Origin of the sequence: Jeotgalibacillus soli, assembly GCF_000829435.1 — a bacterium.
In the GTDB taxonomy this organism is placed as follows: Bacteria; Bacillota; Bacilli; order Bacillales; family Jeotgalibacillaceae; genus Jeotgalibacillus; species Jeotgalibacillus soli.
This window is the reverse complement of record NZ_JXRP01000012.1, coordinates 19,957-43,099: the sequence shown is the minus strand read 5'-3', so window position 1 is coordinate 43,099 and position 23,143 is coordinate 19,957. Positions and strand designations below refer to the sequence as shown.

At 37.1% G+C, this 23,143-nt stretch carries 18 protein-coding genes and 3 pseudogenes; 1 reads left to right on the top strand and 20 read right to left on the bottom strand.

Features of this window, described 5'->3' with window-relative positions:
• Nucleotides 1-234: 234 nt before the first annotated feature.
• From KP78_RS07420 to KP78_RS20380, 7 genes and pseudogenes are all read right to left on the bottom strand, one after another.
• Nucleotides 235-810 (bottom strand): MEDS domain-containing protein, encoded by a 576-nt coding sequence (locus tag KP78_RS07420; RefSeq protein ID WP_041087714.1) that lies wholly within the window; start codon nt 808-810, stop codon nt 235-237.
• 276 nt (nt 811-1,086) lie between these two features.
• Nucleotides 1,087-1,620 carry a GNAT family N-acetyltransferase gene (locus tag KP78_RS07415; protein ID WP_041087713.1) on the bottom strand — a complete coding sequence of 178 codons (534 nt, stop codon included), beginning with the start codon at nt 1,618-1,620 and terminating at the stop codon, nt 1,087-1,089.
• Between the two features lie 814 nt (nt 1,621-2,434).
• The gene (locus KP78_RS07405) at nt 2,435-3,013 is read right to left on the bottom strand and encodes a hypothetical protein (protein WP_235420871.1); all 579 of its coding nucleotides are present in this window, start codon (nt 3,011-3,013) and stop codon (nt 2,435-2,437) included.
• A gap of 212 nt (nt 3,014-3,225) precedes the next feature.
• Nucleotides 3,226-4,157: pseudogene (locus KP78_RS07400) on the bottom strand (IS1595 family transposase); the annotation flags it as partial.
• A 521-nt stretch (nt 4,158-4,678) separates the two neighbouring features.
• Nucleotides 4,679-4,950, bottom strand: a pseudogene (locus KP78_RS19555) (transposase); the annotation flags it as partial.
• 558 nt (nt 4,951-5,508) lie between these two features.
• Nucleotides 5,509-6,339 carry a formate/nitrite transporter family protein gene (locus KP78_RS07390; RefSeq protein WP_041087710.1) on the bottom strand — a complete coding sequence of 277 codons (831 nt, stop codon included), beginning with the start codon at nt 6,337-6,339 and terminating at the stop codon, nt 5,509-5,511.
• 426 nt (nt 6,340-6,765) lie between these two features.
• A complete protein-coding gene (locus KP78_RS20380; protein ID WP_052474690.1) occupies nt 6,766-7,002 on the bottom strand; it encodes an SGNH/GDSL hydrolase family protein in 237 nt (78 codons plus the stop codon).
• Nucleotides 7,003-7,468: 466 nt separating this feature from the next.
• Between KP78_RS20380 and KP78_RS19070 the strand changes: the two genes are divergently transcribed.
• A complete protein-coding gene (locus KP78_RS19070) occupies nt 7,469-7,660 on the top strand; it encodes a GNAT family N-acetyltransferase (protein WP_327063167.1) in 192 nt (63 codons plus the stop codon).
• 548 nt (nt 7,661-8,208) lie between these two features.
• Here KP78_RS19070 and KP78_RS07375 read toward each other — a convergent pair.
• From KP78_RS07375 to KP78_RS07325, 13 genes and pseudogenes are all read right to left on the bottom strand, one after another.
• A complete protein-coding gene (locus tag KP78_RS07375; RefSeq protein ID WP_041087708.1) occupies nt 8,209-9,972 on the bottom strand; it encodes a M28 family peptidase in 1,764 nt (587 codons plus the stop codon).
• Nucleotides 9,973-10,141: 169 nt separating this feature from the next.
• Nucleotides 10,142-12,262, bottom strand: a complete 2,121-nt coding sequence (locus KP78_RS07370; protein ID WP_131272609.1) for a sigma-54 interaction domain-containing protein — start codon at nt 12,260-12,262, stop codon at nt 10,142-10,144.
• A gap of 65 nt (nt 12,263-12,327) precedes the next feature.
• The gene (locus KP78_RS20940) at nt 12,328-12,450 is read right to left on the bottom strand and encodes a hypothetical protein (RefSeq protein WP_268747509.1); all 123 of its coding nucleotides are present in this window, start codon (nt 12,448-12,450) and stop codon (nt 12,328-12,330) included.
• Between the two features lie 12 nt (nt 12,451-12,462).
• A pseudogene (locus tag KP78_RS07365) lies at nt 12,463-12,813 on the bottom strand (zinc-binding dehydrogenase); the annotation flags it as partial.
• 186 nt (nt 12,814-12,999) lie between these two features.
• Nucleotides 13,000-14,238: a M20 family metallopeptidase gene (locus tag KP78_RS07360; protein WP_041087705.1), complete on the bottom strand. Its 1,239-nt coding sequence runs from the start codon at nt 14,236-14,238 to the stop codon at nt 13,000-13,002.
• 135 nt (nt 14,239-14,373) lie between these two features.
• Nucleotides 14,374-15,810: a sodium/proline symporter gene (locus tag KP78_RS07355; RefSeq protein WP_041087703.1), complete on the bottom strand. Its 1,437-nt coding sequence runs from the start codon at nt 15,808-15,810 to the stop codon at nt 14,374-14,376.
• Nucleotides 15,811-15,919: 109 nt separating this feature from the next.
• Entirely contained in the window at nt 15,920-16,603 is a 684-nt protein-coding gene (locus KP78_RS07350; RefSeq protein WP_041087701.1) for a hypothetical protein, read from the bottom strand.
• Nucleotides 16,604-16,726: 123 nt separating this feature from the next.
• Complete coding sequence (locus KP78_RS07345; protein ID WP_041087699.1) at nt 16,727-17,935, bottom strand: MFS transporter; 1,209 nt, start codon at nt 17,933-17,935, stop codon at nt 16,727-16,729.
• Nucleotides 17,936-17,940: 5 nt separating this feature from the next.
• Nucleotides 17,941-19,026: a mandelate racemase/muconate lactonizing enzyme family protein gene (locus KP78_RS07340; protein WP_052474688.1), complete on the bottom strand. Its 1,086-nt coding sequence runs from the start codon at nt 19,024-19,026 to the stop codon at nt 17,941-17,943.
• A gap of 65 nt (nt 19,027-19,091) precedes the next feature.
• Complete coding sequence (locus tag KP78_RS07335) at nt 19,092-19,868, bottom strand: aspartate/glutamate racemase family protein (RefSeq protein WP_235420873.1); 777 nt, start codon at nt 19,866-19,868, stop codon at nt 19,092-19,094.
• Between the two features lie 321 nt (nt 19,869-20,189).
• A complete protein-coding gene (locus KP78_RS19985) occupies nt 20,190-20,351 on the bottom strand; it encodes a hypothetical protein (RefSeq protein ID WP_157841462.1) in 162 nt (53 codons plus the stop codon).
• A 339-nt stretch (nt 20,352-20,690) separates the two neighbouring features.
• Nucleotides 20,691-20,807, bottom strand: coding sequence for a M20/M25/M40 family metallo-hydrolase (locus KP78_RS21180; RefSeq protein WP_422723698.1), 117 nt, complete (start codon nt 20,805-20,807; stop codon nt 20,691-20,693).
• A gap of 587 nt (nt 20,808-21,394) precedes the next feature.
• Nucleotides 21,395-23,143, bottom strand: coding sequence for a M28 family peptidase (locus KP78_RS07325; RefSeq protein WP_052474685.1), 1,749 nt, complete (start codon nt 23,141-23,143; stop codon nt 21,395-21,397).

Sequence of the window (23,143 nt, the reverse complement as noted above, 5' to 3'; positions counted from 1 at the left end):
ATCTAAAGTTACTGCTAAATCTAAAAATATTTTTCTTGGTCTGTGGTACTTAACCATATTCATCCTCCTTTAAGTTAATCAAGCATTGAAAAACATTTCCTTCTTCAACTAACCTGCCTCTTTAGTTCAACAAGAAAAAGCCGCCTAAAAGAGCAGCTCCGAATTTCAACTCAAGCATCCTTTACTTGACCATGAAAAAGTAGTTAAATGATAAAAACAATAAGTAGAATCTCATTATTTGTTGTTAACTAAATTATTCTCATATAACTTAGAAGGGATAATTTCATCCTCTGTCAGGAAGTATTTATGACATTTCAATAATGCAGTTTTTAGTGAGTCTGGTACTCTTACTGCATCATAAGCACAGACTAAACATAATTCCTGATCATTCACCAATCTGTCCGCTTCTTTTTCAAATTCTTCTAATAAGTTAAGAATTGCTTCTTTTTCGCTCCATTCGACATGGGCCCAAATACGATATGAAATATCATTTTCAACGAAAGGTTTTAACGTTTTAGAGAGATATTCGAAAATTGCGGGAGGATGAAAACTTCCACTTGAAAAGTAGTAGTCGAAGTTATTAATGGTATGTAAATGTGTAAGCTCTTCTGGGGTTAAAACTGCTGTTAATTTCTGTGTTAACAAGGTAAGTAATCTTTCACTTTCTATCAACAAAATGTGATCTCCTTGTTCAATACCAGAACCAATATAGGAAACAATATTATTTAAATAGGTTTCTTCCTCGGTCACATAATAAAAAATATGGGCACCATGGCTCTCTTTACATAGATTAGAGAACTTATTTTTCATTTTTTTCCCCTCCACAGCTATAATGGTTAACGGCCATCTAAAATCATATCATTCTTTGGTACTTTATACTACTCAGTTAGTGGAAAACACATAAAGCTATAAGGAAGATCACTTAATTTTTATCTATCATTATTCATACTCGGTATAAATATCTTCTTCAACTAACCTGCTTCGTTAGTTCCATAAGAAAAAGCTGCCTTAAAGACAGCTCCGATCTTCAGCTAACGCCCCCGTTACTTTAAGTACATTTATTCACAAACTTTCACCTTGCAAGTGCTATCTATTATCTTTAAGGATTGAATAAACATATGTATCGTTTGCCTCTCCATTTTGATACATATAATCCCTTAGAATACCCTCTTTTTCAAATCCAGCTTTAGTTAGCAATTTAATAGATGCTTCATTTTCCATAAACACAACTGCCCCTATACGAGTAAGACCAAATTCATCAAAACCATATTGTATAATTCTAGATACAGCTTCGAAGGTATAGCCCTTTCTCCAGTGTTCAGGATGTATTTCATATCCTATTTCTGCTCGTTTGTGTTTTGGAGACCAAGCATTAAAGCCAATAGTCCCAATTATCCCTTGATGTCCCTTTAACTTAATTCCCCAACGTACTCCTCTTTTATCCTTATAACTATTTAAAAAAAAATCAACAAAAGCTTCAGCTTGTTCAATATTATTCAATGTTTCTTGTCCATAATATCGTGTAACATCTTCCTTGGAAAAGCAAGAGAATATACTGCCAGCATCTTCTTTTGAGATTTCTCTTAATAACAATCTTTTTGTCTCTAATGTCGGAATCACTTTTCTCTCCTCCTTATATCTATGATAGTAACATCTTCTTTAACAAACTGCCGCGTTAGTTTAAGTATAAATCTTCACAATCTCACTTATTTTTATCCAATTCTATTTGAAGAAGTAATTCCACAATCTGGCCCAATTGTTGAAATTGAAAGGGGCTCATATTATCCTTTACACTTTCCGTCCAATTGTAAAAAATTAATAATATCATTGATAATTATCAGATAATTAGGTATATTGTAACTGATCCATTATACCCTTACCTCTGCAACAAAAACTTATCTAAATTCTACGTTGGTCTCGTCTAATGCACAAATCACAATAATCCACTGATAGGAGAGATCCCCAAGGGAATTCAACTATTTTCAAAACAGTCATCCGCAAAACTATGCCATTGCAGAAAAAAATCCAAACACATTTTAATTTTTGTTCGGTTAAAGTAACCTATGAATTTTTGTACAATGAAGGATTATATACTATAAGTAATGTTTACCTGCATGTAACGAATAAAAACGGAGACATGTTTAGCTTTTTATCGACGATAGACCAATTAAAGAAACACACTGAAGTCTTAATGATGTTGGATGTTTTTAGTGATATGTTTTATGAGAGTGAGGAATTACGTAGAAATGCTTTTGAAGAAAGTTATTTGATGCAGTGTGTTATGTTTGGACCTTGAATTTCTCAAAACAAAAATAAGCCCTCAGCCAAAGGGCTTTAATATTAGGCTCTGTTAAATTATAATGTTGTTTTTTTCAAAATTAACGGAAACCAATGCTACGAAGGTTTTCGTTAATTTTAATAAATTTTTAATATGTTAATCAAAGAAGGAGTTTAATCCAAAATACTGTGTTAAAGGTACTTTTCGACCTTCATTATGCCAATTATGATACTCCTTAAACACAGCATTCGGATTATTGTTCGCACGAACTTCTATTAAATGCTTCACAGCGATATAACTTCGCCAATAATCAAACATAATACTTGATAAATTACATTGATATGAACTACTACCAAAGTTATCTACTGAATGTTTTCCGTATTTATCTTCCAAGATTTCTACTAATTTCATTTCTGTAAAAGTTATTTCATTAAATTCTTTCTCGCTTAATAGTATTTTTCGAGGTAGATAAAAACATATTCCTTCCTCGAAGCAAATACTATTTTCTCTTTCGTCTTCAAACTCATCTAAAAATAAATCTGAATGGTGTGTTAGTTCGTGTGCTAATATGATAAATACTTGGTTCTCGGAAAAATTCTCGTAAAACTTTCGAACATCTGGAAGTTCTTTGCCGTCTAATTGTTTTACAAGGATATTTCTCCACGTTACTATATCTGGCGACATATATATCAAACTTTTATTTGTATAGGCAGGAATAGGTATTTCAGAGAACACAGTAGTGGCTAATTCTTCATTAGTCCATAAAATTCCCTATGGCAAATCCCTCAAAGCATATTCGTTTTCGAGTACCTGTTGGTATTCCTTCAATTTCTCATTAAATAGTTGTATCGTATCCTGATGTTTTTCATATTATTCTATACCTTCAAAAGCATAAATATATTTCATTATATTCCCCCCATATTTTTCATTCGTTGAAATAACAAGTGTTACACACTAAACTTTGATAGACGCAAACTATCATAAGTATCTGTAATTTCAAATACAAATGATGCTAACAAGAATTCTTTGATATTGTGTTTTATACTTTCACTACTACGACTATCAATGAACAAAAACCAAGAAAGGTAATTATCGAGATATTTTGTAGCCACACCTTTAAAGCGGTCTAACCACTGTTTCATACGAGAATGTAGCCCATTTACATTCTGAATGTGGTACAAACCTTTAATAACGTGCTTCCCATCATTCGATTTAATTCGATAATGCGCTATTCCCTTTTCTTTTGCATAGGTTTTGTAAGCTCTCCAAGCGTCTGTTACAAGCACATTTTCTGTTGAAAGTTTAGACCCAATTATATTATCAACCTTAGTTTTCACAACTCGACCCATACAAGCAACTTTGGAGACGGTTGCTTTAGTTCACCTGTTCGTGGCTAATACCTCTATGTTTTGATTTTCCCCCACGCTTACGAGGTTTGCTGTCAGAAATGCCACGCTTACCTTTTTCGGAGTACAAGAAATAAGTCTCGTCAACTTCAAAAATACCTTCGAATTGCTCAAAATCCAATTGTTTTAAGGCACTTAATAGTTTGTGTCTCCAATAAAAAAAGTGTAACCCAAGTAACCCATACGATTTCGGCGGATTTTCGTAGGGAATAACCTTTAAACATACGATCAACAAATGTAATCCACTCGTTACCTTTTCGTGTTCGGTATAAAACAGTATTTGTTGTATCAGTAAATGTCTGACTGCAACACTTACAACGATAACGTTGGCGACCATTATATTTTCCAAACATAACTACGTCTCCAGACGCACAATGAGAGCATACAAACCCTTCCTTAAAGCGAGTTTCTCGCATTTCGTTAATTAGACGACCACCGACAGAGGAAGAAGGTTCAACATAACGTTTAACCCAAGGTATCAAATATCAACATTAAACAATAACAGAGCCAAAAATAAAAAAAGCATTCATATCCGGGTATTCAACAGGCGGCTCTATTGTATTAGAGTATTTGCTGAATTGTGCGGATAGAGCTCTTGGAGGAATAATTATAAGTGGGATGTCTGAAGTGAGGGATCAAAATCTAAAGAAAAAGATTTCTTTAGGAGTTTCACTTGCGAGTAAAGGAGCAATCTCAGGATTAGCATTTTCCATATCATGGACCAATTCAAACACACAGAAATTGTTCTTAATAATGATTGGGCTTAACCTGAAGTAATTTCAATTTTACTAGGCATTAAAAGAGTAAAACAGTATAGATCTGTGACCAGTTGAGTAAAATATAGCGTTGAAATATTTTTATTTTAGCACGTTAAATTGAGCGTGCTTTTTTACATAATGACTGAATCTTCTGTCAAAGGTAAATACCCAATAAAGGTGGCTCTATCCATTTGGATTGTATTTACAATTATGCATAAACGACGACAATTTGTTTATTAAGGAATGGCTTTTCCTTCAATTTTCCGAAGCCAAATATGTGCCGGCTCCCACAAAGCAGCCCTTAGATAACGGCTATTTGTAAGGTTTTGCGCTTGCTTTTTGTCTCAAGTTGAACGAGCACGTGGAGGCAAAAAACAATGAGTACGATAAACACTTGATTTTGAATCGCCCATTCACTTTGACCGTAGAACTTTTTGATGTTGAGAGGCTGCTTTATCCAATTGAAAAACAATTCGATCGCAAAGCGTGATTTATACATTTTCTTTAATGCAACACTAGTGTTACCATAAGAATAAATAATTTCATCCTCTTCATAAAATTTCCCAACGCTTTTAATCAGTTTATAAAATGGGCTATATGCCGGACTACTATTTGTTAGTAGTAACTTTCTGAAATCACTATAAACTTCAGGCATTTTATCATTCCCCTTTTAGCATATAATTCGCTAAAAAAAGAATGTTTCCTGCAAAATATTTAAAAGACTATCTCACATAAAGATTACTATTATACGTCATTCGCACAGCATCTTTTTTAACAAAAGAAGATGTGCATCACAAAACGTATTTAGATGATGATTCAGCCGCGCTTGCCTTATTCCAGATTATTGAGGGCTGGTAGAATTCATCGTCAGCTTCAGTTCCGAACCCCGCGGGAAGTCGAAGATCAGCTAAATCAATCGGCTTAACAAGTTAACTTTTTTGTGTGTAAAATATTGACCTAAGTCCATTATTTTTTATTAAAGGGGGGTATTTCTTTCTTAAACAAAACTGTACGGTTATTCAATACAGTTTTGTTTTTTTGAATGTCAAATTGAGTGCAAGGAGTGCTACAAAGTTTTTTGAGCTGTGGTTTTCGCCGAAACCGATTCCTTATGGGGCATTTCTTTTTTTGCTGTGTTCAAGTAGGTGTAAAGGGCGCCAACGAAGAAGGCTCCGCCGATAATGTTTCCGAGTGTTACGATGACAAGATTTTCAATAGCTGCCTGTATAGTAATTAGCGCAGTATGCGGTGATGTAAGAGCGATTGCGAACAACGACATATTTGCAATGCTGTGTTCATAACCAGAAATAAAGAAGGTAAAGACAAATAAGATCATTAACGCAATTTTTGCGATATCATCTTTAACCTGCAGCGGAATCCATACTGCTAAACAAACAATCCAGTTTGCAAGTACAGCACGAAAGAACATTTCTGAGTAAGGTAAATTCATTTTTGTTTCAGCTGCTTTAATTAAATAGGATTCACTCGGATTAATCGCAGCAAAAAGACCCGTCATCATGATTAGCCACGTAAAAAAGAGAATCCCTATTAAATTACCTGCGTAGCAAGCTCCCCAAACACGGAGCGTATCCATAAACGATGTCGCCTTTTTCATCGCTCCAACAGTCATGAACATCGTGTTTGAGGTAAACAATTCTGTTTTACCATATATAATCATACAAAAAGCCACACCAAAAAAGATAGCATTAATCATATACGTTGCAGGTGAACCGGCCTCATAAAAAGGCTGGGCAAGTCTAAAAGCCATAACCACCGCCATCCCGATATACATTCCCGCAAGCATTGCTCGAACCATATAGTGACTGGGCTGCTGAACAAGCAAGTCTCTTTTATTAACGGCCGTATCTACTAATTTTTGTATTGTTGAACCTTCCAAACTGTACACCATCCTGATAAAATTTTATTTGTTATTTTTTGTGAAATTTTTCACAATTAATTGTATTATTGTAAGCGTTCTCGATACAAGATGTTTTTAAATTGTTAGATTAGTGAGTTTATTCTTTAAAACAATGGTGATAATTATCATATTTCACAATCAATAAAGTACAAAGAAAATACATCTGAGGCAGAAACAAAGGAATTTCTTCTCCCTGATAACTAAGAACTACAACTGGTAGGTGAAAACAAGAAAATAGTGGGAGTGATAATAGGTTTAGAAATTTTTCTGATTTTAAAAAAATAAATAATATAATACCTGATATACCAAAGCCTATTCTTGATTATTTACCGCATATAATGGTGCCTCTGAAAGACATTCCTCAATTCTGCATGAAAATCGGGTTAAAAAAAAATGACACAACACTTAAATGTGTTGTACCTTTTCGATCTTTGTCCATTGTGTAAGATTCTGATATATTTCCATACTAAGAGCTTTATAGCCTTCCGCTGTAAGGTGGATGCCATCATCACTGATCAAATCCTCCAGATCACCTGCTTGCTTGAAAGCTGCCCTGACGTCCATTTTCATTACGTTTAATTCGTCTACAAGACTATTTAAGATGCGATTATAAAGGCCATGCCAATGTTCTATACCTCCCACCTTACTGATCCAGTGGCTAATAGCAGGGCTATATCTCTCGGATATGCTTTTATAATAGCAGACCGGGTCCAATGGGACAGAGTGAGTATGATTGGAGTAATATCATTCTGATGGATATCCGTTATAATTTTTTTCAGGTTGTCTAAATACCGTTCCATGGGGACGATCGCTTGGTGTTCCTCCCACGGTTTTTCAGCGACTTCATCCCATTTAAAGTTGCAGTCGTTTCAGAGTTAGTTGCCCTTAGAACGTATAAACCAGAAAGCTTAGCAGCAGCAATGACGCTTTATATGGATCAAACCATTTTCTGTATTGCATTTTTTATATAAAAGTATAATAAGCATTTTGTGATGCGGTTAGTAATTGAGGATTGAAAAGTATAACTTTTGGAAGTAATTTGGACTTATGTCAATGGATTGGTGAAGAATTTTTGGGAAATGGATATGCTACATAAGCAGCACAAGCGATATTACAATTTGCATTTGATGAAAACCAATATCATAAAATATTTGCTCGTTACTTTCATTCAAATCCAGCTTCAGGAAGAGTTTTGCAAAAGTTAGGCATGAAAAAAGAAGGGATATTAATTGACCATGTGAGGAAAGAAAATGAATACGAAGATCAAGTTTATTATGGAAGAATTAACTCAATAGGATGATTAATCTTATATTACAAAAGGCAAAATTTACAACACCTAATATGGATTGTCAACACTAAATTAGACAACTTTTTCAAAGGACGACTGTTTGTATTCACTCGGGCTTACATAGCCTAGTGTCCCATGAACGCAAAAGATAAACTAAATTTTTTATAAGAAATAACAGCGGGATTCAACTTTCATAGAAGGAAAGAAATACTTAGATTTTTATTAGATTGAACAAAAAACCTTACAGATGCATGAAATGAATCTTTAGATAAAAGTGATCAGTCAGAATTATATGCATTTACAGATCCTGAAGTAATACATACACTAAATAACAAAACTATGATTTTCAATTGCATCTTTGTGAGTTTTTATAGAAGAGGAAAGAAAATCCTTTAACGATTTTCAGCATTGGATCATCACATTGGCACAAGATGAGTAAATTACAATACCATCATCCATTTTACTCTATTAGAAAACTGGCTGTCTAACAGTTAACAGTTCTTTCTCAGACTTAAAAAAGGAGTGCTGGCATAATGCTGGCACTCTTAAAGTTATTTCTTTTAAACTAGTAATTCACGTGCTTGCTGCAGCGCCCAGATGACGCGATTTTGGCCACGGGTTAAATGTGTTCTTAAAACTCTGTATTCATGTGAGCCTTCCTGCAATTGATTAAAGTTCAGAGCCGGAGCAATATCCGGAAGAGCAGGCACATTTAAGGCAGAATCATGCCAAAACTTTCCTTTCTTAGCGAAATTAATTGGAATCATAATCCTTGCCAGTTTCTCTATAATTTCGTTTACTTTCTTTACTTCCGGTTCAGAAATTCCCTGATCTTTCAGTATATCTACTTTTTCATAGAAAGATATTAAATCCTGGCGTAGTGCTGCAGTTTCCTCTAATGCCGGAGTAAAGTCAAAATGTTCACTAGCAGCGTCTTGATAAGCTCTAATTGTTTTGTCAAATTCCTCAGCCGTGCCAACAAAATTAAATGGATGAACAGTCGTATTTGCTGCGCGTAGAACACCTGTAATGTATACTTTCAGATCCTTAACAAGAATGTCCATATCGGCCACATGCATTAAATCTTCTTCAGTATGCCACTCAATGTTTGCCCCGCATCCTCCAACAGGATAGTAGCCCTTTTCCTTTAGAACATCTTCTGGAATACTGGAAGAAAGCATGAAGAATGACGTAATCCCAATATTATTGAAGGAGTAATCTCCCGCACGAAGAGGTCTTGTACCTTTAGCAGGCTGATCAACTGCATCCTTTACTACACTAGAACAAAATTCATCTACCTCACTCATCCACATCATATATTCATAGGAAGTGGCCCAACGGCACCCAGGAGAATCACAGTTAACCTGAGCGATACAGTTCTTGTCTAAATCTAACCCGAATTGGTCAACGAACCAAGTCGAACCTGCATATCTTCCAGTTGAATGGCCCGGCCAAACAGCTATACGAATACTCCTCTTTAACTTGTCCCTGTGCTTGTAAAAAATACGGGCCATTTCAAGCAAGGAAGCATTTCCTGTTGCATTATCACCGATACCTTCATGCCAGGAATCGATATGGCCATGCAGAAGTACATATTTTTCTGGTTCTTCCGTTCCTTCAATAAAAATATCAATAACTGGACAGGTGAACCAACCCTTCTCTAGAAAAGTTTTAAATTCAAGAGTCACTTTATCATTTTTGCTTAGATTCTTAAGTTCTTCTCCATCGGGTTTATTAATTGCGAGCACCGGAATTTTCGGTTCATTATTCATATTATCCAAGTCAGGCGCTCCCCAGATGGTTGTACAAATCCCCTCGTGAATATTATTTCCCGGGCTGATAAAAATCATTGCATTTACACCCATTTCAGCAAATTCTTGAACTTTTCCTGGCATAGGATATCCTTCAGTAAGGATAATTTTCCCTTCCATATTCCCGATATTTTCTGGTACTTTTGTTCCGAAAATATCATTAATTCCTTTGGCGTAACCAGTAGATATATAGACTAGCTCCCCACTAACGGCTTGATCTCCCGTTATAACAGAAAAAGCCGGCGTTTTGACGCGGAATTCTTTTTCAATTGGTGATGTCACTTTTAATTGGGCACTTTTGGGAACACTCAAATATAAATCAGGCTGATGAACCTTATGTGGTACCCCCCAATTATCCAGATAATCTGTTAAAAATCGTGCTGCAATTTTTTCATCCTCACTACCAGACTCACGCACCAATGTACTGAATCTTTCAAGAACTGCTTGGGGCACTTCAGTACTAATTTCATCAAGCAAAATTTTCTCCAGGGCATTAGTTGTTGCATTTGTCATTTTTATTTTCCCCTTTCTAATACAATTGTTTCTCATTAATTATTTATGCAAGTTGTGTGCCAACTTTTTCAATCTATAGAATAAAAAATATGGGACTTTTTTTAAACAAATACCCTGTCATTAGGGTTGTTTAGGATGAAAAAGGCTGCCTATAAGGACAGCCCACAACCTACAATTGAAAATATAACTCATTTTGTCTCATTGTCTTCTCGATTATTGGATATGTACTTAAGCCCAATTGAGATATTCTGCTCCCTTGTCCTTTTGTTCCAGAATAAATTAATCCTAAATCTCTTAATATTTCCATTCTGTGCCGAACCTGTTGGTCACTTAGAAGTATTCCTTTATCAGAACAGTAAGAAACGATTTTACCTCTTCCAATACTTTTCCGCTCATTTTTCGCTTCAAGCAGACAGGTAAGTATTGTATAAAAATCTACCAAATCCCATTCTTTTACCAATCGAACCACAAGCTCGTCCGATTCCGGAGGTGGCTTTTCCTCATACCTGAATTGCTCAGGCAAATCTTCCATTGTAACTATGTTGTTTTCCATAACGGTTGTCATGTATTGAACAACACTCACCAACTCTCTTACGTTTCCAGGCCAATCATAGTAAATCAGAGTATCCATTACTTCACTGGTTATAACGGGTATAGCAGAAGAGAAATTTCTGATAAAGTGATTTATTAAATCAGGTATATCTTCTCTTCTTTCTTTAAGCGATGGTATGCGTAATGGAAGTACGAACAAGCGATAATATAAATCCTCTCGAAAGCTTCCTTCCTCGACCTGCTTCTTTAAATCCTTATTGGTTGCAGCAATTACTCGCACATCTACTGGAATAATACTCCTTCCTCCAACTCTCATTACCTGCTTTTCCTGTAACACTCTCAAAAGCAATGTTTGCAGGCTTTTAGGAGCATCACCAATTTCGTCAAGGAAAATCGTCCCATTATGAGCTAATTCAAAAAGTCCTTGTTTGCCCCCCCTTACTGCTCCAGTAAAAGTACCTTCTTCATACCCGAACAACTCACTTTCTGCCAATGAATCGGGCAAGCCGGCAAAATTGACAGGAATAAAAGGACCATTTTTCCGTAACGAAAGCTGATGAACTGAATGAGCAAATAATTCTTTGCCAGTACCATTTTCACCCAAAATTAAGACTGTTCTATCCGTTTTCGCTATTTTATGCATAACAAGCTGGATATCTCTAATTTTTGGACTTTGCCCTATGATATCACCAACTGAATATTTTGGAGAAAAGCCCTTACTTTGTATTTTTTTTCTAATCTCCCTCTCCAACTGCTGTATTCTTGTAACATCCTGGAATGCAGTCACTTCACCTATATTTTTTTGTTCTACTTCAAAGGAGCTTTTATTTATAATTATTTTCCTGTCATTTAAAGAGATAACATGATTTTCGCCAGAGACCTGATCTTTTGTACTTGCACTGTTAATTGATAGCTTTGGCAGTATATCAGCAATGTTCCTGCCAAGTATTTCTTTTTCAGAACTGTTTATTCCGAGGATTTTTTTTGCAGAGTTGTTGATTTTTATTATGTTCTTTCCCGCATCTGTAGCCAGAATTCCATCGTGTACAGTATTTAAGATAGCATCCAGTTGTTGATTTAGATGGCTAACTTGGTTGAAGGAATATGAAAGCTGTCTGCTTAAACTAATAATTTCCTGTATATACCTTGCAGATTGGATATTCGCTCGATCAATATTAATATTTAATATGAGCGCTATTTCAATTAAAGTGGAGAAGTCCAAAGGCCTCAGCCCAATATTAATGATATTCTTTATGTCTTTAGGTACCATTTCAATGGCTTCAGGTACTATCGCGATATCAATCTTGGGGTATTTTTTTAATCCCGGAAAATAAGGAAAGAACTTAAACTTAAAACCAAAGTTCTCCAATAATTCTATTGTTTCTGATGCAGTGTCAGCTAAATTGTTGATAACAAGGCACTCACTCCCTTGGGGCAAAGAGATAAGTTTTTCCAGCCTGGCAACATTGATCGTCCGTCTTGCTATTAAAACTTTATCAGAGGGGTATGTATCGAGTAGAAGTTCTTTGTTGGATAAAAGAATTAAGTCTGCTTCTTCATCATTTTCATGCTCTTTGCTGGATAAGGTTGTCACTTCCCCCTGGAAAAAAGCAGTAATTTGGTCATTGAACAGTTTAAAGGTTCGATCATCTTTAGTAAGTACTAATATTCTTGGCAACCTAATCCCCCTAAAAGATTTAATATAGGGTATTGTAAAGTTATTCCACTGTTTAATCAATAAGAATATTCAAAAAAAATAGAAAACAACCTATGGAAAGGCTGTTGTAAATTTAATTCTTCATTTCAGCTCATTTTAATGACGATTTCTCCAAACTGCTGTCGTTCTTCTAACGCATGCTGAGCTTCAGCAATTTCATCCAACATATAAACCCTATGGATGGACGGGAATAACCTACCTTTCCACATAAGTTCAGTTACCTACAGGAAATCTTCCCAATTCCCCATAGGCACCCCGAGTATTTTACGGTGCCGCTGATAAATTTCCCTTATGCTCAGGTCTGGTGAATCTCCCGCAGTTGCTCCGGAAAGAACTAATTTGCCACCAATTTCAAGACATCGCAAGCTATGGCGAATGGTCGGCGCTCCTACTGCATCAAAATCAACGAAAACTCCTTGATTATTTGTCCAGACTAAAACTTCCGTTTCCCAGTCATCTTTGGAGTCAAACATCTCAATTGCCCCTTTTTCACGAGCCTTTTGACATTTCCCCTCTGTATTTGCTGTTCCAATCACTATGACGCCAGCAGCTACAGCTATTTCTACCTGCGCAGATCCAAGCCCTCCGGATGCCCCAACAACCTCAACAACGTAGTTTGTATAATTGGATCAATTGAAGAAAGTGCTGCATTATAAAAGGGATTAAATCAAGTCCTACTGCAAATACCATGATATAAAGAACCACTTTATAAGTAATAGCAATTGTGTACACAATTGCTATTACTGTACGAGAACCTCTCAAACAAACTGCTTAGCCACGCAATAGTTCTTGGCAAGAACAGCTAATATTTTTGTTGTCTGTATGAGATCTTCAATTTCCATAAACTCATCATAGCTATGTAGATTATTGTCACTCGTGCCAGGTCCAAAATTGATGCCTGGTATGCCTTGCTCTATAAACCAGCGAGTATCGGATTGCCCCAGCATCCCAACTACAGGCAGAGTTCTTCCCGTTACTTCCTTAATCGCGGATTGCAATTCTTTTATTAACGATGAATTCTCTTCGGTAACCGTTGGGTTGGTTTGAAAGTCTGGTAATCTCTCAACCTGAATATCCATTTCCGGATCTTCAAGCTGAAGCTTTTCTATCATTGTCGTTACTCTATTATAAATTTCAACAAGGGGGTGCTCAGGAATGACTCTAAAATCAACTTCTATCTCACATGAGCCTGGCACCACGTTGACTTTGGTTCCACCGTTGATCATTCCAACGTTAACCGTGGTATATCTCATGCCTTCAATCTCTGAAGGCTCATTCTCTAATTGCTTTTGTAAATCAGTAAGCCCTAGAATGACTTTTGCCATTTTTTCAACTGCGTTTTTCCCTTTCCATTTAAAAGCCGCATGAGCAGGAACACCCGTTGATTTTATTCTTAGCTGAAGGACGCCTGCCATTGCTCGAACGATGTGATTACTGTATCCCTCAACGACAACCATATCGCCAGATACTAAATTTTGTTTCGTAACGTAGCCAGCTCCTAATACGCCACCTGTTTCTTCATCACAGGTGGCTGCAATGATAATATCACCTTTTAATGAAATCCCGGACCTCTTCAAGGCAACAGCTGCCATAATATACGCAGCTAACCTTCCTTTTGAATCTGTAGCTCCTCTTCCGTAAATTTTACCATCTGCAATCGTTCCAGAAAATGGAGGGAATGTCCAAAGGTCAGCGTTGCCAATCGGAACGGTATCAATATGCGAATTAAAGATTAAGTTTTTCCCCCCCCCTTCTCCCTTCATTATTGCAATGACATTCTGGCGAGGTGTTGTCAGCTTCGCTTTATGAGTCTCCTCTTCAGGTACATTGACCACCTTGGTCTCAAAGCCTAATAAATTTAATTCATTCTGAAGAAATATCGATATTTCCTCATAATTCCCTGGTGGATTTTCACTCGGAATCTGAATGAGATTTTGCAAGAATCCTACAATTTCATCACTCATAGATTCCACTATTTTATTGATTATGTCTTCCATTCTTTGTACCTCTTTCTTTTATTTGATAATGAAGATCTATTCTAATTTTTTTATTCATATTTTAATCTTTCTTGACGAAATCATAGTTTTAGGGTTCGGTAGGGGATTGCATCAAAACCAACTGAGTCATAACCACTAAACAGCTTCATCCTCAAAAAAGGGCTGCAATGATCCTTTTGGAACTGGTTTTGTAATAAGACTAACCCCAATGAATAAAAGAAAACTTACAAATACTCCCGGAATAACTTCATTGAGCCCAAATGGGTTGCCTATTAAATACCAGATTAATGCAGTAGAGAATCCGCCGATCATTGATGCTATAGCTCCTGCAGCCGTTCCTCTTTTCCAGTTAAGGCCAAGAATAACTGTTGCAAAGAAAAAACTGGCTGTTAAAGACGCCTGGAGGATTACAATAAATTGAACAATATCGAGCTTTTTTAATGCTAGAAATATAGGGATTATTCCTAAAATTAAAACGGCCAGCCTGTTGACGTTCATTTTTTCCCGTTCTGTTGCATTCGGCTTTATCATTGTTGCATAGAAATCATGTGAAAATGCCGAAGCTGATACCATCATGATTCCAGAAACTGTACTCATGATCGCTGAAAGTATTGCTAATATAATGAGTGATCCAACAACTGGCGGTAGAATATTGATTGCCATGATTGTTGATGCAATATCCGGTGTTGACATATACGGATAAAGTGAACGGATAGCCATGCCTGATGCAGCAACAGAAATTCCAACTACCGCCTGGAAAATAAAGGAGTATCCAATTGCCAATTTTACGGTTTTACGATCCTTGAGAGTATACATTCTTGCTAATTCATATGGTGCTGCCGCCATGGAAAACCCAAATGCTGCTCCAAAGCCTAGCAACTCTTTAAATCCAAAATGCCAGCTTAACATATTAGGACTGAATTCAGATAAGAAGCTCCCGACAAATTCAGTTCCTCCTGCCTGATTAAAAAGCAATGGAAGGGCTGCAAAGAAACATCCAGCCATAATGATTGCTTGAACAAAATCACTATAAGCTGTCGCACGCATACCGCCGATCATTGTATATAGCAATGTAATACTTACAGTAATAACGGCCCCCCAGATAAATGGAATTCCGAAAAGAGTTTGGAAAATATTGCCTCCAGCCTGGTACTGCGCTGTCAAATAGACTGTATATGCAATTAAGATTAATAAAGCTGATATTGCGCGCGCAGCTTTACTGTTAAATCTTGTTCCCACATAATCAGGAACAGTCAAGCCTTTGAATGCCTGAAATTTTGGCCCAACAAGTGTGGCAGCCACCAGCCAGCCAAACCAAAGACCGCACCAAATCCAAAGGAAGCTTCCACCAGTTAAATAATGTACTCCAAGAGTCCCTACAAACGTACCTGCACTCATTTGAGTAGCAGCAAATGCGGCCCCTCCTACTAATGGACCAATTGATCTTCCAGCCACCAAAAAATCTTCTGTTCCTTTGTTTTTGGTTCCAGACCATATGCCTATTCCAAGAATGACTGCGAAATATAACACTAAAACCACATAAAATGTAGTACTAACATCAAACATTCCCATTCCCCTCCCCCTCCCTAGAATTTATTTTTCACTTTTTACAGCCCACATGAAATATCCTGCAATCCAGACAATTGTATAAATAATAAATAAGGTAAAAGGAGTTCCAAGATTAAACATTTGCCGCTTCACCTGCCTTATTTTTTCTTTCATTCAAAAGCCAGGCCAAAATAATGGCCAAAATAACTGCTAATCCGAAAATAGTATAAATATTTGAGGTAGTAAAAAATCCTGCAGGCGAAGCACCTGTTTCAAGACCAACAAAGCTTGGAATATTCATCATCTGCTCTTCTACAGATCCGGAATCTCCAGAATCAATAATTGGAAATGATTCATGAATATAGATCCCTTCAGGCAGATCTATATTTAGTGATATAACGTTTCCATTCCCATCTGTACTAAACGCTGGAACAAGTATAGGAATTTTTTCTATTTCAACGTTTTGTAATTGGTAAGAGATTTCATAAGTAAAATCCCCTTGAATCTCATCCGGAAGGTTCACATAAATTTTATCTACAGAATTTCCTTCCTGTGTTTGGTACTCCAGGTGCTTATTATTCGAGGTGATAATCAAATTTTCTAGTTTTGCACTTTCAATTTTTGTTACAATGTGCTCTAGTTTTGCATCGGGAATCGTTTCTGCATTTGCTATAGTAATTTCTTCCCTTACATTGACCGCATCCTCATAAGAAACATTAATATTGCCAGTCTTTAAAATTGGTGTTGCTTCTTCAGCTGAAACAGCATTCACAGAAAGAAACGAAATGGCTAATAGAAGCATCAAAACTTTTTTCATTTTTACTCTTTCCCCCTTAGACTTAATATTTCGCAAGAAGCTACATACTTAAGCGTATCATCTGCCTGACCGTCGTAGATTATTAAAATTCTTAATTTTCAATAATCTTTCAAAAGAAAAAATTCACATAGATGCTTTAGGCTCTCTAGATTTTATCTCGTTATTCTGATGGTTTTCGAGTTCACCAAGTGTAAATATTATCCTTAAAATAAAAGCAATTAAGCACACTGCCCAAATGATTTGGAAATTGCCAAATATATCATAAAGCATTCCATAAACATACCCGGAAATAGCCGAAGCTATCTGGCCAACAGTATTCATTATACTGATAACGGATCCCGCAATTTTCACATGCACGATTTCGGTCGCCAGTGCAAGCATGGGTGCCATTGACCATGAAATACCGGTTCCTATGACAACTGCCACAATATATATCCAAAAATCATCCAGGAGCAAAAGCCATAAAGAGCTAACAGCCATTAAGATACTCCCTATCAGTAAAGTTGACTTTCTTTGTCCAAGGAAATCAGAAAACTTGCCGGATAACGGGGCTGCAAATATTTGTGCCACCATCATGATTGCCATTACCCAGCCAGTTTCTTGTTTTGTGTACCCCAATGAAGATTCTAAATAGGTAGGCATCCATGCGAGGAAACCATATAGACCAAATAGACCAAAAAAAGCAATCCCCAACAAACGCTGGATTTTCTTATTTTTGAGTAACTCCGAGAAGCTGCCCGGTTTCATGTCTTCTTCTTGTTTACCTTCCGTACCGTTGTCTTTCATGGGAACCACTAAGAACAAAAACAATACCGGTAAAAGCATAAACGAGAGAACCAAATATAACCATTGCCAGTCTATCAGTGCAGAAAAGATCGGAAAGACAGTTAAGGTTAACAGCATTCCCATTCCTGCTGCTCCTTCTAATACGCCAATACTTACTCCGCGTTTTTCTTTAGGAGTAAATGTGGATATCAATTTGATCCCTGGCGAAAAAAGCATTGCAGATGAAGCACCCATAATAAACCGTAGTACTAGAGCCAAATAGAATGAATAAGTCAATGAAAATATAATTGAAGAAATCATCATTGTGATTAACCCAATAATGATTAAGCCCCTTGGTGAATATCTGTCTGCAAGCGTACCAGCTGGAATCTGAAAAACAGCATAACCCAGTAGAAAAACAGATACAAGACCGCCTGCTTCTGCATAACCAACACCATACTGATTCTTTAGATCAACTAGGAAAGGAACAACCTCCATACGGTGTGAGAAAGCGAGAAAGTGAATAAAACTGACAAAAATAACGATAAACCACTGTCTGTTAGTCACTTCTCTTACACCTCTGTTATATCATCGAATATATCCTGTATTCCGAATCCACTGCCATCAGGGATTTCCATTTCCCCCTTCACTACTAATTCTCCAAAAGGATCATCCTTCAAATAATACGGACCTACCATTTCATGGGAAAAATTCCCCGGCAATATAGTGGAAAGATGCAGACTTGCATTTGTTGCAAGCAGTGTATCCCAAGGGCTAATTAAAACACATTGCAGACCAATTGCTTCTGAAAATTGGGCGATTTGGACAGCAGGTGTAATTCCTCCGCATTTTATCAGTTTGATTCCAATAAGATCGACCGCTTGATGTTTAGCAAGCTGATAAACATCTTTAAGTGTGTGGGCACTTTCATCCGCCATAATCGGGATGAAAGTAGCCTCTCTTACTTGTTTTAATCCGTCAATATCCCAGCCCTGAACTGGCTGTTCGACATAATCAATATCGTATTCCTGGATCTCATTGATTACCTTAATTGCCGTCTTTACGTTATATCCCTGATTGGCATCTACTCTTAAATGCACGTTAGGACCGATTGCCTTGCGAATTTCTTCAACGGCTTCAATGTCTTTCCTAAAGTCACTTCCTATTTTAATCTTGATTGTATCAAATCCCTTGATCGTCATCTCTTTGGCGAGGCTAGACATAATCTCTGGTGAATCGTCTCCTAAAACATAGGCGACACGGATTGGCCCTTTATTTTCGCCACCCATTAATTCAAACACTGGGGTATTTAGCCTTTTCCCTTGAAGATCCCATAATGCCATATCAATAGCCGACTTGGCCCCTGTTGCCTGGCCAACGACATTCCCCATGATATGATGAAGATCTTTTAAGGAATAAATAGGTTTTCCAATAATGGCCTGTGCAAGATTTTTTTCAACTAACAACTTCATCGTTTCTGCTGTTTCACCAGTGAAAAATGGCAGCTCTGATGCTTCTCCTAATCCTGTTAGCCCAGTATCTGTTGTTATTCGTACAATCAGGTGGGATTGATATGAAGGAAAATCTCCGTATGATGTTTTAAAACTGACATTCAAGGGTGTTCGGATAACTTTTGCCTCAATCTTGGCAATTCTCAAAGAGTTCTCCCCCTTATTAATATTCTTTTGGTGAATTTATTTTCTGGTATAATGATTAGGTTTTATTAGGATGAAGTAGAACTTTCTTTCCTCACCAACAGTCCAGCTGAGGAATTGACTTTCCCTAATGAAAGCTTTGGAGGAGTCAGATAAGCAACTTTCGAATGGCTAATTCCGGCACCAACAAGTGCTTCTGCCATTTTCAAAGAGATTTTTCCTGGATTTATGACCGGAACTCCTAATTGCTTTGTCATTTCTTCAGCTACATTAAGAAACCCCATAGACATACACCCTAACACTAGAGTATCTGCACGATCTTCCGTAATCGCCTTTCTTCCCTCTTCAACAAGTTTACGGATTGTTCCTTCCCGATCATTTGCCAACTCAAGAACCGGTGTTTCAATAGCACGAACGGAAGCAAGTTTTTTCCCAACTCCTGCTTTTTCCACTAAATGATGCAGTGGATTTACAATGCTGTTTGTTACGGTTATGATGGAAAATCTGTATCCACACATAGCAGCAGCCATCACCCCTGCTTCTCCGGGACCAACTACCACCATTTTTTCTGTCACTTCTCTGATTGCATCTAGCCCTGGGTCACCATAACATCCTAATATGGCCGCATCATAACCTTTTCTCTCCATTTCCAGCATCAAATCCACAGTGCTTGGGATACTTAAGTACTCTTCATACAATGATTCGATTGAAGCTGGGCCTTCTTCCACATCTACGATATCAACAATAGTAGCTGGTGCAGCATAGGACCGAAGGATTTCTAATCGCCTCTCCATTTCTAGACGCCCTTGTTCATTTCTGCTAATCGGTCCAGGAAGTACATACACTATCTTCAATTTAATCCCTCCTTTTGTTTTCAAATATAGATGCAAGAACTATGCCAAGTTTAGGAGATGAGCTAGAAAAATAAACTTTTCAGGAAACTTCTATATATTTTTTTATTTGTGATACAAGTATAAGTATGAAGAGGGTTCTTTTAGGGTTGGTTTGGAAATAGTTAGGGTGTTATCTAATTCACGGAATCTTTTACTCATCGAATGCTAGCCAGAACTAAAAAAGCAGAAGATGGCTTATTGAAAGCCCCCTTCTACTTTTTTATCATGATTTACCAATTGATTTCAAATCGGTTAATACCTGACATATTGCTTTTATTTCATTAAAAAATATTCTATACCTATATTATCATTTGGCGAATGGTTATCTTCGTCTGCGTTGGCATATGGCACTAGGACAGAAGGCAGTCCCAAAATCTTCGTAAATACGTAGTCTGGAAATGTCTCGCCAATGGCTGGCATAACAATTGGTTCCAATCATATGACTTTCTGATTGCCTGAATGATCATTTGTACAATTTCCAAGTCAAAAGAGGAGTTCTTGAGGGCTCTACCATTCCAAGGCACTTTACTTTAACACCAGATATTGGAATCTATGCGGTCTTCTGACGGGCCTGTATTAATAGAGGGTTTCTATAAATATGTGAGAAAACCTGCGGCGATTGATACACAGCATTTCACAGTATCCTAACATTACCATGGGTATACCATCACTATGGAGTGGACCATCAGATGTATAGACTAAACCGGCTTTTAACAAATCCTTATTTTTCTAACAAAAGGTTCGAAGTTTTTACTTAAGCTTTCTTCTTCCCCGTCAAACACCATTTTTCACATTACCAGGTAGCTTTCCGTTTGCTTCAAGAAGGGATTTGACCGCTAACACATGGGCCATTAACTGGCCTTTGGTGTCACCTGCACCCCTTGCGTATATCTTGTCATTTCTTATTTCAGGTTCGAAAGGCGGGCTATTCCATTCCTCTTATGGCTCAGGAGGCTGCACATCATAATGAGCATAAATGAGAATAGTAAAATTATTCTCCAGAGAGATAACTTCTCCATATACAATTGAATACCCATCTGTTTTATAAACCCCTTTGTAATGATACCGGATTCTTGCATCAGCTCAGTAAGTACATCCTTACATTCTGTCATACCAATATTTTGAGCACTTATACTGAGTTGTTTCAACAAACGAAACGGATCATTAAGGTAATCTTGTTTATTCTCATCTATTAAACGATTAACATTTTCCACTTACATATATTCACCCCAATCCAGAATAAATTCTTACCAATCATCTTTTAAAAAGAAGGGAGTAATGAACACCAGCTCTTTCTTCTGTAATGTATTAAACCGTCATTTTCCAAAAAATGTATTCAGTTATTCCGGTTTTTCATAAGACTATCGTCGTTCTCCAAGCTCTATTTCTATAATCATAGTTAACACAGCCAACAATCTCTCTCCTCCTTTTATTCCAAATATCAATAATACATACTTATTTCAGAGGTTTTAATATTATCAGCCTTTAAGTTTTTCAATTGATTTTTTAACTGTACGTATCGCTTGTAAAAATGAATAGTTGACTTTATTGAGATTCCTTCTTAATTCGGTTAAAAGGAGGTTAAATTCATGGCCTTCTTCTTGGAGTAATGCCAGCTTTTCAGTGCCTGACAGCAGCGGCAGTGGGGATAGCTTCATTGCAGGATCATGGTGGAAGCGGTCTCCCTGTACATAATTAAGAGTAACTAAGATTCTAGAAAGGGACATTATCGTTTCATTAAACTCTTTAATCTCGTACTCTGACAGTGGTGTTTCTGCTAGATTCATTAATTCGTTAATGAGTTGTTTCAATTTATCGGTACGTTTTAAAGTAAGGCTTAAATCCAATCTTCCTTCGACTTTTGACTGATAGTCCTTAATAAATTTATCAAGCTCATTGACGGCTGCCATTTGATTGATAGGCAGCAAAACAGCAGAGCATGCCTCATACACGATTGATAAGTAAATTTGGCAGTCACGCTCAAGATTTTCAGGTGAAATTTTATCTATTGTATCTTCGGTTGTATGCCACCACCAGCCAAATCCTCCTGCTTTACCACCGCCAAATAATTGAGAAAATGCTTCTGATGCCGGGTTGTTTGACTGAGGCTGTTCCGATAATCCCATAAAAAGTGAAGGAACTCCTGGACCCCAGAACGATTGATCCCCAGCTCTACCAAAGCGAGAACCCTCAAACTCATCGCCTGTTAACTCCCTAATCGATCGTTTAGCAAGATCCCTTGTTTCCGCCATGCAATTGGCCTCTGTTAATATTGATGCCCCTTTGCCTCCAACAGAATCAACATTAATATGAAGAACACAATTTTCGTGCAATTCTTCCCAATGTGCATCACAATACAACGCGGAACCAGCATAACGTCCATGGGAGTGTCCTGACCAAAAGGCAAGCCTTAACGTACGGCGAAGCTTCTTTTTATGGCTGGATAGTATCCTCGCCACTTCCAACATCGTAGCATCTGCGGTTCCATTATCCATTACCCCATAATGCCAAGAATCAATATGACCACTAAACAAAACAAATTTCTCTGGTTCTACATTGCCCTTTATTTCAGCAGTAAGTGTAGGTATTTTTCTCCAGCCAGTATCAACAATTGTATGAAGCCATCCTTTGGTGGAATTTTTATTTTCAACGATCTCTTTAATCACTTCGCCATCATGATAATTTACAGATATAACTGGTATAGCAGGTAATAGAATAAAGGTGTCAGTGGTTGGGTTCCCCCATACAGGTGATACAATCATTTCATGAGTATGCTCAGCATTAATAAAAATACAAGCCTTTGCTCCAGCCTGCTGTGCTTCAAGAACTGCACCAGGTATGGCAAGGCCATCTAATAGAACAATTTTCCCTTTTACCGGTTGCTTTTCATAATTTGCTGATATCGATTTTCCTGCATAAACGACTTCAGCTTCTAACCCCTCAGCGCCCGTCGAAACAGCCATCGAATGGGTAATAGAAGGAAAGTTCCTGCCTTCTATTTTCAGCAATGCTTTTCCAGGCAGACTAATATATGCATCACTTAAAGTTAACTCTGCTTCTAGTCCGAATTCCTCCAGCTTGGCTTTCACATAATCAAAAGCACGAAGTTCTTCTTCCGTTCCTGATAAGCGAACCTCTGAAGCAACGTTTTTTGTAAACTCCATTAAAAGTTCTTGATTAACTTCCTCAATCAGTTGATTTTGTATAGATTTCAAATGTTTCCCCAC